The organism is uncultured Bradyrhizobium sp. (genome assembly GCF_936928535.1).
Taxonomy (GTDB): domain Bacteria; phylum Pseudomonadota; class Alphaproteobacteria; order Rhizobiales; family Xanthobacteraceae; genus Bradyrhizobium.
Window position 1 is genome coordinate 35,358 of record NZ_CAKZHY010000075.1, and the last position, 13,050, is coordinate 48,407.

A 13,050-nucleotide genomic window follows, 5' to 3' on the forward strand; every position below is an offset into this window, starting at 1 on the left:
TCACTTCAGGCTGCGCTTGCGCTCGATCAGCTGCATGATCAGCGGGGTCAGGATGAGCTGCATGGCGAGGTCGAGCTTCGCGCCGGGACACACGATCGAATTTGCGCGCGACATCCAGCTGTGCGGCAGCATCGAGAGCAGATAGGGGAAGTCGATGCCGCGCGGATTCTTGAAGCGGATCACGACCATCGATTCATCCGGCGTCGGGATCCAGCGCGCGATGAACGGATTGGACGTGTCCACGGTCGGCACGCGCTGGAAGTTGATGTCGGTCTCGGTGAATTGCGGGCAGATGTAGTTGATATAATCCGGCATCCGCCGCAGGATCGTGTCGGTGACGGCCTCGGTGGAATAGCCCCGCGCGCTGCGATCGCGGTGCAGCTTCTGGATCCATTCGAGATTGATGACAGGCACCACGCCGATCTTGAGGTCGGCATAACGCGCGACATTCACCCTGTCGGTGACGACGGCGCCGTGCAGGCCCTCGTAGAACAGCAGGTCAGAAATCTCCGGCAGCTTCTCCCATTCGGTGAAGGTGCCGGGCGCAGCGCCATGCAGCGCGGATTCCTCGGCGTCGTGCACGTAGTGCCGCGTCGTCGCCGTGCCGGTCTCGCCGTAGTCGCGAAAGGCGCGCTCCAACTCCTCGAACAGATTGGTCTCGGGGCTGAAATGGCTGAAGTGCTTGTTGCCGCGCTCCGCCTCCGTGGCCATCTGCGCGCGCATCTCGACGCGGTCGTAGCGATGGAAGGCATCGCCCTCGATGTAACAGGCGTTGACCTTCTCGCGGAAGAAAATCTGCTCGAACGTCTTCTTGACGGAGGTGGTGCCGGCGCCGGACGAACCGGTGATGGAGATGATCGGATGCTTCCTGGACATGGGACACCTCGCTCACGTCAAGAAGAAGCCGCGCCGCGCGAACAGCGGTGCGGAGACGCTGGCGACCAGCAGCGGATCGCAATGCAGTTCTGCGACGCGCCGCACTTCATTGCTCGAGCCCATCACCAGGGGCACGCGCTGATGCAGGCTTTGCGCCGAGAGATCGAGGATGCGCTCGCGCCCGGTCGAGGCCGAGCCGCCGGCCTGCTCGATGATCATGGCCATCGGGTGGGCCTCGTAAGTCAGGCGGAGACGCCCGTCGCCGTAACCGGGCCGCGCGTCGGAGGGATAGAGGAACACGCCGCCGCGGGTCAGGATGCGATAGGCTTCCGCGACCAGCGATCCGATCCAGCGCATGTTGAAATCGTGATTGGCGGGCCCGTCGACGCCGGCAAGGCATTCGTCGATGAAGGCGCGCACCGGCGGATCCCAGTGGCGGCGGTTGGACACGTTGATCGCGAACTCCTCGCAAGCCTCTGATATCTGCACGGCGCTGCGCGCGAGACGGAAGCAGCCGGCCTTGCGGTCGAGCGTGAAGATGTCGACACCCTCGCCAAGCGTCAGCACCAGCGAGGTCTGAGGACCGTAGGTGACGAACCCGGCAGCGAGCTGCGCCGAGCCGCGCTGATGGAAGGCGAGACCAAGATCGTCCGGTGCCGGCAGGATCGAGAAGATCGTGCCGACGGTCATGTTGAGGTCGATGTTGGAGGAGCCGTCGAGCGGATCGATCGCGACACAGATCCTGGCTGCGCGGTCGCAGATCCGCGGCTCGCGCATCTCCTCCGAGGCCAGCGCCGCGATCGGCAGCTTGCCGAGGCAGCGGCGCAGGATGGCATCGGCCTGCACGTCGAGGTCGCGCTGGATGTCGCCGTCGCTGTTGCAGCCGGTGGTGAGGCCGGAGGCGTCGGCAAGATCGCCTGTCGCGATGAGGTCGGCGATCTCGATCGCGGCGGTTGCGATGGCATCGACTGCGGCGGCCACGGCCAGGGCGTGCGGCGCCGTCTCGGAATAGCGTTGAAGGTGGTCGTCCAGCCTGAGTTGCCCGGTCATCTGCGTCCATCCCCTTGCGGGCGCCGCAGCCAGTTCCCTCCCGTGGGGAGGCAGGTCGCGGTCTGTCCCAACCCGAGGAGATTGACAGGGCCGGCTTAATAAGGAAAATTTCTAATCATAATGAGCTCCAAAGAATTTCCTTATAATGGTTCCGGCCATGCGGCGACCCAACTCCGGCATCTGACGATCCGGCAGTTGCGCTCGCTTGCGGCGCTCTCGGCCAAGGGCAGCGTGACGGCGGCTTCGACCCAGCTCGGACTGACCCAGCCGGCGGTGACGCAGCAGCTCCGACAACTTCAAGACCTCGCAGGTTTGCCGCTGGTGCAGCGGACCGGCGACGGCATGCTGCTGACGGAGGCAGGCCGGGAGGTGCTGGCGCTTGCCGAACGCGTCGAAGCCGCGATCGCCGACTGCCAGGGCGCGCTCGACCTGCTCGCCGGCAAGACCGGCGGCACGGTGCATCTCGGCGCGGTCTCGACCGCGAAATACTTCGTGCCGCACGCGATCGCGGCCTTCTCCAAGCGCGCGCCGAAAATCGAGATCAAGCTCACCATCGGCAACCGCGAGGAGATCCGCGAGGCCATGCACGGCTACGAGCTCGATTTCGCCGTGATGGGTCGGCCACCGGCCGATGTCAGCGTCGACGTGCGTCAGCTCGGGCGCAATCCGCACATCATCGTCGCGCGCAAGGGGCACTGGTTGGAGAAGGATTCGGGCCTCAGCCTGACCGACCTCGTGCACGAGACCTTCCTCACCCGCGAGCCGGGATCAGGCACCCGCACGCTGATGGAGGGGATGTTCCAGAAGTCCGATCTCGAGCCTGTTATCGGCATGGAGATGAGCAGCAACGAGACGATCAAGCAGGCTGTCATCGCCGGGCTCGGCGTCGCCTTCATCTCGGCGCACACCGTGGCGCATGAGCTCGCCGAGGGCCGCCTCGTCGTGCTCGACGTCGCGGGCCTGCCGATCGTCCGGCAATGGTACGTGATCCGCCGCAGCGACAAGGTGCTGCTGCCGCCGGCGCAGGCGATGTTCGATTTTCTGGGATCGGAGGGCGCGAACTATCTGCCGGAAGTGCCCGATTTCGGCGAGCGATAGCGCCGGGGCGATCAGGCCATCAGCTTCATCGCGACTGTTGCCGCCAGGATGAGGATGATCTGGAGCAGGCGCTCTGTCGTGAAGATGCGGTTGAAGGTGGTCATCGCGCGCCCGGTCGTCATGATGGGATTTGTCGGCCCAGTGCTAGCATAGGGGGCCGGCGGCGTAACTCCGTATGGCCCACGTATCCCCGCCACATATCCTGCCGACATGCATGCCGGCGATGGTTAAGCATCAGGCAGCGAGCGGCGTGGCGAAATCGGCACGCGCGGCAAAATAGGCTTCGAGCTCCGACAGCGCACGGGCTTCCCACTCGCTGGCCTGCTCCAGCAGCGACCAGCGCTGGCTCGGGCGAAACGCCGCGGTCTGGCGATAGAGCGATGCGATGCCGCGGTAGCGGCGCACGTTCTCGAAAATGGCGTGCCCGTTCATGACGAAAACTCCCTCGTATTCCCGCGGGAGAAATTGCGGCCAAATCTTTTTCGAAAAGTTAGCGGCGAGATCCAGCTGCACGAATGGTTGCCGGACTGTTGCGCGAGCGCAACGCATCCACCGATCATTGCGAATTCGTTGCGGTGCTCTCGCTTGGCGACTTCAGCCCGCCGCGACCGACAATGGCCATGGCCTTGCGGCAGAGATCGGCAAGGCCGATCAGGAGGACGGCAAGCAGGAAGAACAGGTTGATGGAATCCGCGTCAGCTGCGGTCAGGCGGGTGATCTCGAAGACCGGAGGCATGAACGCCCACCACACCAGCGGAACGGTGAGCAGAGCTGCGAAGATCGCCGCCGGTGCACCCGCGACAAAGCAGAGCACGAACAGGCCCGGCAAGAAGGTTGCGAAATAGAGCTTGGCGCCGAGCGCAACGCATACGCCTTGAAGCGCAGCCGACATAGCGACCGCCGTAAATCCGAGCAGAAATGCCTGCCACGACCATGGCCGTACTCGCGGTACGCCAACCAGTCCCGCACGCCTCATAGGGCCTCCCCTGCCGCCGTTAACCAGGCCGCTTGCGACCAAAGTACTACAACGGCAGGGAATCTGCGAGGCGCAAAATGCGCCCTTTGGGCCGACTATCCGGTCCTGGTAAACGGCGGCGTCACACAATCGTACCGCTACTCGGTCGTGGCATAGATCAGGCTGGCGACCGGCAGCGCAAGGCCAATGGCCGAGGCCAGCGTCCAGCCGGCTTGCGCGAACGCCCAGGCGCCGACCGCGGATCCGGCCGCACCAGCGGCGAAGAACGTCGCCATATAGAGGCCGTTGAGGCGACTGCGATGCTCGTGCCCCAGCACGAAGATGGCACGGAAGCCCAGCACGACATTGCCCTGCACGCCGAAATCGATCGCGATCGCGGCGACGCCGAGACCGGCGAGGTTGAGGTTCGATCCGGCCGCACCGACGTGCGTGAGGAGAAAGCCGAGGGCCACGAACAGCATCGCAGCAAGTGTAGCGATGCGGCTATGGCCGCGATCGGCGAGCCGCCCTGCGATCGGCGCCGCGAACACACCTGACACGCCGGCGAGCGCGAACAACGCGATGCCGCTCTGGGTCAAGCCGAATTCGCCGGCAAGCTGCAGCGGCACGACCGTCCAGAACAGGGCGAAGGCGCCGAACAGGCCGGCCTGGTAGAGGGCGCGGCGCCGCAGCAGCGGCATGGTCCGCACCAGATGCGGCATCGAGAGCAGCAGCGTGCCGTAGTGCATCCGCGCCACCGGCTTGCGCTTCGGCAGCGTGAGGCGCAGCACGACGATCAGCGCGATCATCAATGCCGCCGAGCAGAAGAACACCGCATGCCACGACAGCACTGATGTAACGAAGCTGGAGGCCGGCCGCGCCAGCATGATGCCGAGCATCAATCCGGTCGAGACATTGCCGACGACCCGGCCGCGAACGGCTTCGGGCGCCAGATGCGCGGCATAGGGAACGATGATCTGCACTGCGACCGAGCCGAGGCCGATGAACAGCGCTGCGATCAGGAACGGCAGCGCGTGGGTGGCAAATCCGGCCGCGACCAGCGCCGCCGCACCGAGCGCGATGACGGCGCAGATCAACGTGCGGTTCTCGACGAGATCGCCGAGCGGCACGATGAAGAGCAGCCCCGTGCCATAGCCGATCTGCGTCATGGTCACGATCAGGCCCGCCGCTGCATGCGACAGGCCGAGCGCGGCGCTGATCGGGGCGATCAGCGGCTGGGCATAGTAGATGTTGGCGGCGACCATGCCACAGGCCGCCGCAAGCACAAAGGTCAGTCGTTGCGACACCGCATCGGTTTCCGGTGCGGTGTCGACCGTGGCATTCATCGTCATTCCAGACTCTCCAAGACTTCCATACGAAGCTTCCATATAGGAAACGTTCATTTCCTAATTTGACAAAAATTCAGGCGAGCAGCTTCATCGCGACGCCGACCAGGCGCCCGCCGTCGAGCGGCAGGCGTGCCTTGCCGACCACGCGCATGCCCTGCGTCATGCAGATCATCAGCCGTGCGGTATCGTCGGCGTCGACATGGCCCGGGATCGAGCCGTCGGCCTGGCCCTCGCGAATGAGGCCGGCGATGAAGCCTTCGTTGCTCTTGAGCTGCGCCGTGACGCGCGCACGCATCACCGGATCGACCGCCGACAGCTCGACCGCGCTGCCGACCACGATGCAGCCGCGGCGCCCCTCGCTGCCCTGGGAGTGCTCGACATAGGACAGCAGCACGTTGCGCACCCGCTCGCGGCCATTGGCGCCGCGCGCGGCTGCACTGCGGGTCTGCTCGCTCCGCACCGCGATGTAACGCTCGAAGGCGGCAAGGAAGACCGCATGCTTGTCGCGGAACGCCTTGTAGACGCTGCCGGTGGCAAGCCGCATGGCCGCCGTGAGTTCGCCGATCGAGGTCGCATGGTAGCCGCGCTCGCAAAACACCCTGATGGCGCCGTCCAGCGCGATGTCCATGTCAAACTCCCGCGGGCGACCGGGGGGATGAGCTGACGGCTCGGATTTTCGGGCGGCTTTTTGCATTGCGGGATATTAGGGAATGATGTTCCCAAATCAAGGCACGGGGTTGTGATTATTGAGAATGGGCCGGCGGCCACACCCTCGATGTCGTCCCGGCGTAGGATGTAGCAGCATCGAGCGCATCACCCCTTAGCCTGCACCGGCGTGCCGTCCGCCATGGTCGTCACGCCTTTCCGCTCGACGATCATCCGGTACGCCCGCGGCTGACGATGAACATCGAAATTGAAGGTCGTGCGCTTGTAGGACATGCAGAGATCGAGATCGCAGCGGGCGAGCGCGAGTTCGTCGCCCTTGGTCGTGCATCGCGCGACGATCTCACCTGACGGCGCGATGATGCAGCTGCCGCCGATGTGGTCGACGCCCTCTTCGACGCCGGCCTTGGCGACACCGACCACGAAGGTGCCGTTCTGGTAGGCGCCCGATTGCATCACCAGATGATTGTGGAACAGCGAGAGATCGTCATGCTCCGGCGCCGGCGGATTGTGCACCGGCGTGTTGTAGCCGATCATCACCATCTCGACGCCCTGCAAGCCCATCACCCGATAGGTCTCGCTCCAGCGGCGATCGTTGCAGATCGCCATCCCCATCACGCCGCCGAAGGCATCGACGACGCCAAAGCTGGAGCCGGGCTCGAAATAGCGCTTCTCGAGGTGCTGAAACCTGCGCCATGGCTCATGCTCGGCGTGTCCAGGCAGATGCACTTTGCGGTACTTCGCGACCGTCGCGCCGCTTTTGTCGACCAGGATCGAGGTGTTGTAGCGATGGACGATTCCAGCCTCGACCGTAAGCTCCGCATAGCCGAGGCAAAACCCGATGCCGAGCTCGCGAGCGAGGTCGAACAGCGCCTGCGTCTCCGGCCCCGGCATCTCGCGTTCAAAGAAGCTGTCGATCTCCGCCTGATCCTCGAAATACCAACGCGGAAAGAACGTGGCCAGCGCGAGCTCGGGATAGACGATCAGATCGCAGCCATTGGCCTTGGCCTGTCGCATCAACGCTGTCAGCCGCGCCACCACCCCCGTCCGCGTCTCGGTCCTCGCGATCGGGCCAAGCTGGCCGGCCGCAACACTCAAAAATCTCGCCACGCGTTTGCCCTCATTCGCTCTCCGGATAGCCCGAGACACGCCGTAGATATCCAGCCGCGCCTATGCACATTCCGCGCCTGCCGGTCCCGATGCTGCTAGAGATACCAGCGAAATCAGGCATTCCAGGAACTTTCGTTGCCAATCTGCAACGGTTCCCGACGATCTAACACCGAACAAAAGAAACGCCCATTGCGGCCACGAACCCTGCTCACAACGCCGTGAGACAAGTCAGGGGAACGACGATGCGTGCACAACGCGTTTGGAACGTGAATGGAGCTGCCAGCATCGGGCAGCTTCAGTCCAGATTGGACGATCTCAACAAGCGGCTCAGCCAGCTCGAGAGCCAGCACCCCGAGAGCTGGAAGGTGGAAGAGCTGAAATCAAGCGCGCTCAACCTGTCCAGGGAGATCGACGACATCCGCTGCGCCGAGGCGACGGCAGCCTTGCGGGAGTTACTGCGGAAGTAGTCCTCCAGCACGCAATGATTCGGAGCGCGCGCCGCGGAACCAACGCGCGTTCCCGCCATTGCCATGGTGAGCATGGAGCTAAATCATGGCCAGGCATCTGACGCGATCTCATTTCGCGCGTGGCGTGGCCGGCGCGGTTTCCACGCTGGTCCTGTGCGCGACGGCGGCTTTCACCATCGCGCGCCACTTTGCGCTGTGAAGAATCTGGCGCTGTGAGGAGTTTTGCATGACGCCCGAACCCGAGGAGTCGGTGAGGCTGCAAGGTTTTGGCGAGATGACGCTGCGCACGGCGATCACGACCGTGATGCTGCTCGCCCCACGCGAGCGCGCGGAGGCCGCGATCTTCCGCGTTCGTGATGGCGTGCGTCTCGCTTCAGGCGAGATCGCCGACCTCGCAACAGAATGGGGCATCGCGCCGGTGGCCAAGATCAGGTCGCCAAAGCTTGTCCCCGAGCCGCACTGGTCCGAGATCGTCCGCGGCATGGTGCGCGAGGCCCCGCTGCCATCGCTGATGGTGGCGTTCCTGCTGGGTGTGCTGGTGACGCGCCGCTAAGAGAAATTCGGCGAGATACCCCGCTCCAGTCTGCTCCAGATTGCGATTGCCTCAAGCGTGTAGCTGTCCTTGATCTCACGCGACAGGATTTTTGACCAGATCGTCTCTGCAGGCATCAACAAGGTGCGGGTAATGACCTCACGTGCCTCGGGCGACCGCTCCCGGCGGCCGACCACGGAGGCGTGCACGATGTGAACCTCGTTGTCCATCAGGCCGCTATCCGTCAAGACGGTTCCGATCAGCCGCGGATCGGCCCCCACATAACCGGTCTCCTCCTCCAATTCCTTCAAGGCATTTGCCTCTAGCCCGATACCCGGCTCGGCGAACCCGCGCGGCAGTTCAAGCATGAGCCGTCCGAGCGCATGACAGAGCAGCAATTGCCGTTCGTTACATTCCAGCATCGCGCGATTTGACCGCACTCACCAAACTGACAGTAAGAAGCCTCGGCCGCAGTTTAATGCAGTCTGTTATTTGGAAAGACGAAGCAAAGATCAAGATATTGGTGGAGGACGCCGGAGCGGCGCTAGACAAAGAAGACGCGCTGCTGCGCGTGAACAAGGCCATTCTCGATCGCTTTTATAGGGCGCTGCCAGATTTATGGACCATTCCGGCCGGCTACGAGATTGGTCGCTTCTTAACACGAGATCAATTTAATGAATTTCTGCGCTCTTCGGCCGACGGTCTGTCCAATCCCGATCATGCTGCGCATTGGATAGCAACACAGCTAGCCCTGAATCCAGAAGCAAAAGCAAACGTCCTTGCTCGAACTCAAGCAAGAGGCGACGTACCGACCTGCGCATCGAAATGCAAATGCGCCTTGTTCCAGGTCACTGAGATAGGTAGAGCACCACCTAAGCGCCCTGCGTGCAAGACGCACTGCATATCAGAATGCAGCATTCAAAGATCCGACACATGCCGAATAAGGCGGGAAACACGCCGTTCAGTTCTAGTTCTTCTTAGTGAAAAGGCCGAGGCTTGCTAAATCTGTACCCCAACCCGTACCCTGCGCCCAGGTTGAGCAAAGAAGCAAAACAAAAATCAAAAGCATTTCAATGCTTTAGAATGGTCGGAGTGGCAGGATTCGAACCTGCGACCCCTGCGTCCCGAACGCAGTGCTCTACCGGGCTGAGCCACACTCCGACAAGAGGCCGGCTTATAGCGTCGGGCTTGGCGCACCGCAAGCGGCCGGAATGAGGAATTTTGTCCCTGTGAAAACGGGTCTTGAAACGCTGATTTTGCCGGCCGGCGAGGCTGGCGCGGAAGCCGCCGCCCGGATCCTGGCCGCCGGCGGGCTGGTCGCGTTTCCGACCGAGACGGTCTATGGGCTCGGCGCCGACGCCGGCAATGCGACGGCCGTCGCCCACATCTACAGCGCCAAGGGCCGCCCGGCCTTCAATCCGCTGATCGCCCATGTCCCCGATCTCGCGGCGGCACGGCGGATCGGCCGGTTCGACGCGCGCGCGTTGCGACTTGCGGAGGCGTTCTGGCCGGGACCGCTGACCCTGGTGGTGCCGAAGACGGAGAACTGCCCTGTGGCCGATCTTGCCACCGCGGGCCTCGACACCGTTGCGATCCGCATTCCCGCCCATCCGGTGGCCGAGGCGATCTTGCGCGCCTTTGGCGGAGCCGTGGTGGCTCCGTCAGCAAATATCTCCGGCCACGTCTCGCCGACGCTGGCGGCCCATGTCGAGAACGACCTCGCCGGGCGGATCGACCTGATCATCGACGGCGGGCCTGTCGCGGTCGGCGTCGAATCGACCATCGTCGGCTGCTTCGAGGCGCCGATGCTGCTGCGCCCGGGTGGGCTGTCGCGCGAAAAGATCGAGGCCGTGCTCGGCGCGCCGCTGGCGCGGCCGCCTGTCGAGGCCGACAGCGACGACAGCCAGCCGCTGGCGCCGGGCATGCTGGCCTCGCATTACGCGCCGCGCGCCATCGTGCGGCTTCACGCGCGGGACGTTGCGCCCGGCGAGGCGCTGCTGGCTTTCGGCCCTGGTCACATGCCCGGCCAGGAGGCCGCTGCCGCTGTCATGAATTTATCGCCCGCAGCTGATCTCGATGAAGCCGCGGCCAATCTGTTCGGCTATCTTCGCAGCCTCGATGCGAAGGCACCGAAGGCGATTGCCGTGATGACGATTCCGGAAGAAGGCCTGGGCGAGGCGATCAACGACCGGCTGCGACGCGCAGCTGTTGCTCGATAGCGCATGATCCGGAAAAGTGTGCAGCGGTTTTCCCGCGACAAACGCGAACGCGTTTGCGCAGAGATCATGCGCAAGAGATAAAAGCGAAGTAGAAACGACAATGAACATCAATCAATCCGCCACCCCGCCGCTTGCGCCCGAGTTGATCGACCAATTCCGCAAGATCGTCGGCGATCGTCACGCCATCACCGACGCGGCCGACATCGAGGCCTACGTTACCGAGGAGCGCAACCTCTTCCACGGCCGCTCGCCGCTAGTGCTGCGGCCGGGCTCGACGGCGGAAGTGTCCGCGATCTGCAAGCTCGCGTCCGAGCACAGGATTGCGTTGGTGCCGCAGGGCGGCAACACCGGGCTCGTCGGCGGTCAGACACCGCACAATGGCGAGGTCGTGGTGTCGCTGCGCCGGCTGGACAAGATCCGCGAGATCGACACCGCCTCCAACACCATGACATGCGAGGCGGGCGTGATCCTGCAGATCGCGCAAGCGAAGGCCGCCGACGTCGACCGGTTGTTTCCGCTCTCGCTCGGCGCGGAAGGAAGCTGCACCATCGGCGGCAATCTCTCGACCAATGCCGGCGGCACCGCCGCGCTCGCCTATGGCGTCGCGCGCGAGATGGCGCTGGGGCTGGAGGTCGTGCTCGCCGACGGGCGGGTGCTCAACGTGCTGTCGAAGCTGAAGAAGGACAACACCGGCTATAATCTGCATAATCTCTTCATCGGCGCGGAAGGCACGCTCGGCATCATCACCGCGGCGACGTTGAAGCTGTTTCCGAAGCCGCGGGCGATCGAGACCGCCTATGTCGGGCTAAAGTCGCCGGCGGCGGCGCTCCAGCTGCTGGCGATCGCGCAAAGCGAGGCCGCCAACGCGCTGACGAGCTTCGAGCTGCTCTCGGAGATGGCGGTGGATTTCTCGGTGCGGCACGGCATCGACGTGCGCGATCCCCTTGCCGAGAAGCATCCCTGGTACGTGCTGATGGAATTGTCCTCCGCGAGCGACGACGCCCGCACGCCGCTGGAGACGATCCTCGCCCGCGCCATGGAAGCGGAGATCGTGGACGACGCCGTGATCGCGGCCAACCTCACCCAGCGCAACGCCTTCTGGAAGCTGCGCGAGGAGATGTCGGCGGCGCAAAAGCCGGAGGGCGGCTCGATCAAGCACGACATCTCCGTTCCCGTCGCTGCCGTGCCTGAATTCATCGAGCAAGCCAATGCCGCGGTGGTCAAGCTGATATCAGGCGCGCGGCCGGTGCCGTTCGGCCATCTAGGCGACGGCAATCTGCACTACAATGTCAGCCAGCCCATCGGCGCCAACACCGCGGACTTTCTGGCGCGCTGGCATGAGATGAACGCCGTGGTGTTCGAGATCGTGCTGCGCATGGGCGGCTCGATCTCGGCCGAGCACGGCATCGGCGTGCTCAAGCGTGACGAGCTGCCGGACGTGAAGGACAAGACCGCGATCGAGCTGATGCGGTCGATCAAGGCGATGCTCGATCCGCAGGGCATCATGAATCCGGGGAAGGTGCTCTAGGCATGCCTGCTCTCAAGATCGATGCGATCAACGATACCGATGTCGAGCCGGTGGTGGCGCTGTGGCAGCGCTGCGGCCTGACGCGCCCCTGGAACGACCCGCATGCCGACATCGCGCTGGCGCGGCGGCGCGAGAACTCGACGGTGCTCGTTGGCCGCGACGACGGCGCGATGGTGGCGACCGTCATGGTCGGCCATGACGGCCATCGCGGCTGGGTCTATTACGTGGCGGTCGACCCCGATGGCCGCAAGCGCGGCTATGGCCGCGCGATCATGGCGGCCGCCGAGGACTGGCTGCGCACGGCCGGCATCGCAAAGCTGCAGCTTTTGGTCCGGCGCGAAAATGCGCAGGCGAATGCGTTCTACCAGTCGCTGGCGTTCGAGGAATCGACCTCAGTGATGTTCCAGAAATGGCTCGACGGCCGCGAACACTGAAAGACAGCAATGACCATTTCCGATCGCGTCCGCATCAAGGACGTTCGCGTACTCTCGGACGGCTGGACTACGCTGAAAAGCACTACGTTCGACTACCGGCGCGCCAATGGCGCGTGGCAGACGCAGAAGCGCGAGACCTATGAGCGCGACAACGCCGCTGCGATCCTGCCGTATAACCGCGCGCGGCGCAGCGTGATCCTGGTGAAGCAGTTTCGCCTGCCCGCCTTCATCCGCGGCTATGACGACCTGCTGATCGAGGCGGCCGCCGGCGTGCTCGATAACGCCGAACCCGAGGCCCGCATCCGCGCCGAGGCCGAGGAAGAGACCGGCTATCGCCTGCACGACGTGCACAAGGTTTTCGAAGCCTTCATGAGCCCCGGTGCCATCACCGAGAAGCTGCATTTCTTCGTCGCCGAGTACGAGCCGGACATGCGGGTCAGCGACGGCGGCGGCCTGGAGCACGAGGGCGAGGACATCGAGGTGCTGGAGCTCGGCATCGACGAGGCCCTTGCGATGATCGCCGACGGAAGGATTATCGACGGCAAGGCGATCATGCTGCTGCAATACGCGGCGCTGCATGTGTTCAGGTAGATGAATCTGTCGGCGCGCGCGGTGCGAACCCTTCTCCCCTTGTGGGAGAAGGTGGCGCAAAGCGCCGGATGAGGGGTATGCTTCTGCGAGCTCCTAAGAGAGTTGAATTCGTGGACAGAGACCCCTCACCCGTCTCGCCGCTAGTGCGGCGAGCCACCCTCTCCCACAAGGGGAGAGG

General features: G+C 64.1%; 16 protein-coding genes and 1 tRNA gene. 8 read left to right on the forward strand and 9 right to left on the reverse strand.

The annotated features are described in order from the left end of the window. Together Q0687_RS11445 and Q0687_RS11450 are read right to left on the reverse strand one after the other, a co-directional pair. Entirely contained in the window at nt 1-876 is an 876-nt protein-coding gene (locus tag Q0687_RS11445; RefSeq protein ID WP_298876210.1) for a phosphoribulokinase, read from the reverse strand. A gap of 12 nt (nt 877-888) precedes the next feature. Then, nucleotides 889-1,926 (reverse strand): class 1 fructose-bisphosphatase, encoded by a 1,038-nt coding sequence (locus Q0687_RS11450; RefSeq protein WP_298876213.1) that lies wholly within the window; start codon nt 1,924-1,926, stop codon nt 889-891. A gap of 120 nt (nt 1,927-2,046) precedes the next feature. Here Q0687_RS11450 and Q0687_RS11455 point away from each other — a divergent pair, with 120 nt between their 5' ends. After that, the gene (locus Q0687_RS11455; RefSeq protein ID WP_298876216.1) at nt 2,047-3,024 is read left to right on the forward strand and encodes a LysR family transcriptional regulator; all 978 of its coding nucleotides are present in this window, start codon (nt 2,047-2,049) and stop codon (nt 3,022-3,024) included. Nucleotides 3,025-3,258: 234 nt separating this feature from the next. On the opposite strand, the gene Q0687_RS11460 is transcribed toward Q0687_RS11455, so the two are convergent. The 5 genes from Q0687_RS11460 to Q0687_RS11480 all read right to left on the reverse strand — a co-directional run bounded on the left by Q0687_RS11460 (nt 3,259) and on the right by Q0687_RS11480 (nt 7,101). Continuing rightward, on the reverse strand, nt 3,259-3,456 hold the full coding sequence (locus tag Q0687_RS11460) for a hypothetical protein (protein ID WP_298876220.1): 198 nt from the start codon (nt 3,454-3,456) through the stop codon (nt 3,259-3,261). 124 nt (nt 3,457-3,580) lie between these two features. Continuing rightward, nucleotides 3,581-3,916: a DUF4118 domain-containing protein gene (locus Q0687_RS11465; RefSeq protein WP_298876222.1), complete on the reverse strand. Its 336-nt coding sequence runs from the start codon at nt 3,914-3,916 to the stop codon at nt 3,581-3,583. 221 nt (nt 3,917-4,137) lie between these two features. Then, nucleotides 4,138-5,331 (reverse strand): MFS transporter, encoded by a 1,194-nt coding sequence (locus Q0687_RS11470; RefSeq protein WP_298876224.1) that lies wholly within the window; start codon nt 5,329-5,331, stop codon nt 4,138-4,140. A gap of 70 nt (nt 5,332-5,401) precedes the next feature. Next, on the reverse strand, nt 5,402-5,956 hold the full coding sequence (locus Q0687_RS11475) for a TetR/AcrR family transcriptional regulator (RefSeq protein WP_298876226.1): 555 nt from the start codon (nt 5,954-5,956) through the stop codon (nt 5,402-5,404). 185 nt (nt 5,957-6,141) lie between these two features. After that, nucleotides 6,142-7,101, reverse strand: a complete 960-nt coding sequence (locus Q0687_RS11480; protein WP_298876229.1) for an N-carbamoyl-D-amino-acid hydrolase — start codon at nt 7,099-7,101, stop codon at nt 6,142-6,144. A 242-nt stretch (nt 7,102-7,343) separates the two neighbouring features. On the opposite strand from Q0687_RS11480, the gene Q0687_RS11485 reads away from it, so the two are divergent. Together Q0687_RS11485 and Q0687_RS11490 are read left to right on the forward strand one after the other, a co-directional pair. After that, entirely contained in the window at nt 7,344-7,568 is a 225-nt protein-coding gene (locus tag Q0687_RS11485; RefSeq protein WP_237863412.1) for a hypothetical protein, read from the forward strand. Nucleotides 7,569-7,794: 226 nt separating this feature from the next. After that, nucleotides 7,795-8,121, forward strand: coding sequence for a hypothetical protein (locus Q0687_RS11490; RefSeq protein ID WP_298876240.1), 327 nt, complete (start codon nt 7,795-7,797; stop codon nt 8,119-8,121). Here Q0687_RS11490 and Q0687_RS11495 read toward each other — a convergent pair. Continuing rightward, nucleotides 8,118-8,522: an NUDIX hydrolase gene (locus tag Q0687_RS11495; RefSeq protein WP_298876264.1), complete on the reverse strand. Its 405-nt coding sequence runs from the start codon at nt 8,520-8,522 to the stop codon at nt 8,118-8,120. The genes Q0687_RS11490 and Q0687_RS11495 overlap by 4 nt on opposite strands. Nucleotides 8,523-8,530: 8 nt before the next feature. Here Q0687_RS11495 and Q0687_RS11500 point away from each other — a divergent pair, with 8 nt between their 5' ends. Further along, nucleotides 8,531-9,103, forward strand: a complete 573-nt coding sequence (locus tag Q0687_RS11500) for a hypothetical protein (protein WP_298876242.1) — start codon at nt 8,531-8,533, stop codon at nt 9,101-9,103. 81 nt (nt 9,104-9,184) lie between these two features. Here the strand turns inward: Q0687_RS11500 and Q0687_RS11505 are convergent. Then, nucleotides 9,185-9,261, reverse strand: a tRNA-Pro gene (locus Q0687_RS11505). A gap of 68 nt (nt 9,262-9,329) precedes the next feature. Here Q0687_RS11505 and Q0687_RS11510 point away from each other — a divergent pair. The 4 genes from Q0687_RS11510 (at nt 9,330) to Q0687_RS11525 (ending at nt 12,872) form a co-directional block, all read left to right on the forward strand. After that, nucleotides 9,330-10,319 carry an L-threonylcarbamoyladenylate synthase gene (locus tag Q0687_RS11510; RefSeq protein WP_298876245.1) on the forward strand — a complete coding sequence of 330 codons (990 nt, stop codon included), beginning with the start codon at nt 9,330-9,332 and terminating at the stop codon, nt 10,317-10,319. A gap of 100 nt (nt 10,320-10,419) precedes the next feature. Continuing rightward, nucleotides 10,420-11,847 (forward strand): FAD-binding oxidoreductase, encoded by a 1,428-nt coding sequence (locus Q0687_RS11515; RefSeq protein WP_298876248.1) that lies wholly within the window; start codon nt 10,420-10,422, stop codon nt 11,845-11,847. 2 nt (nt 11,848-11,849) lie between these two features. Next, nucleotides 11,850-12,281 (forward strand): GNAT family acetyltransferase, encoded by a 432-nt coding sequence (locus Q0687_RS11520; RefSeq protein ID WP_298876251.1) that lies wholly within the window; start codon nt 11,850-11,852, stop codon nt 12,279-12,281. Nucleotides 12,282-12,290: 9 nt separating this feature from the next. After that, the gene (locus Q0687_RS11525; RefSeq protein WP_298876255.1) at nt 12,291-12,872 is read left to right on the forward strand and encodes a GDP-mannose pyrophosphatase; all 582 of its coding nucleotides are present in this window, start codon (nt 12,291-12,293) and stop codon (nt 12,870-12,872) included. Nucleotides 12,873-13,050 lie beyond the last annotated feature (178 nt).

What these genes read in the sequence shown, in the direction of transcription:
- Q0687_RS11495 (WP_298876264.1), bottom strand. Translation starts at nt 8,522, where the DNA reads ATGCTGGAATGTAACGAACGGCAATTGCTGCTCTGTCATGCGCTCGGA.
- Q0687_RS11475 (WP_298876226.1), bottom strand. Translation starts at nt 5,956, where the DNA reads ATGGACATCGCGCTGGACGGCGCCATCAGGGTGTTTTGCGAGCGCGGC.
- Q0687_RS11465 (WP_298876222.1), bottom strand. Translation starts at nt 3,916, where the DNA reads ATGTCGGCTGCGCTTCAAGGCGTATGCGTTGCGCTCGGCGCCAAGCTC.
- Q0687_RS11445 (WP_298876210.1), bottom strand. Translation starts at nt 876, where the DNA reads ATGTCCAGGAAGCATCCGATCATCTCCATCACCGGTTCGTCCGGCGCC.
- Q0687_RS11525 (WP_298876255.1), top strand. Translation starts at nt 12,291, where the DNA reads ATGACCATTTCCGATCGCGTCCGCATCAAGGACGTTCGCGTACTCTCG.
- Q0687_RS11485 (WP_237863412.1), top strand. Translation starts at nt 7,344, where the DNA reads ATGCGTGCACAACGCGTTTGGAACGTGAATGGAGCTGCCAGCATCGGG.
- Q0687_RS11515 (WP_298876248.1), top strand. Translation starts at nt 10,420, where the DNA reads ATGAACATCAATCAATCCGCCACCCCGCCGCTTGCGCCCGAGTTGATC.
- Q0687_RS11490 (WP_298876240.1), top strand. Translation starts at nt 7,795, where the DNA reads ATGACGCCCGAACCCGAGGAGTCGGTGAGGCTGCAAGGTTTTGGCGAG.
- Q0687_RS11455 (WP_298876216.1), top strand. Translation starts at nt 2,047, where the DNA reads ATGAGCTCCAAAGAATTTCCTTATAATGGTTCCGGCCATGCGGCGACC.
- Q0687_RS11470 (WP_298876224.1), bottom strand. Translation starts at nt 5,331, where the DNA reads ATGACGATGAATGCCACGGTCGACACCGCACCGGAAACCGATGCGGTG.
- Q0687_RS11450 (WP_298876213.1), bottom strand. Translation starts at nt 1,926, where the DNA reads ATGACCGGGCAACTCAGGCTGGACGACCACCTTCAACGCTATTCCGAG.
- Q0687_RS11520 (WP_298876251.1), top strand. Translation starts at nt 11,850, where the DNA reads ATGCCTGCTCTCAAGATCGATGCGATCAACGATACCGATGTCGAGCCG.
- Q0687_RS11460 (WP_298876220.1), bottom strand. Translation starts at nt 3,456, where the DNA reads ATGAACGGGCACGCCATTTTCGAGAACGTGCGCCGCTACCGCGGCATC.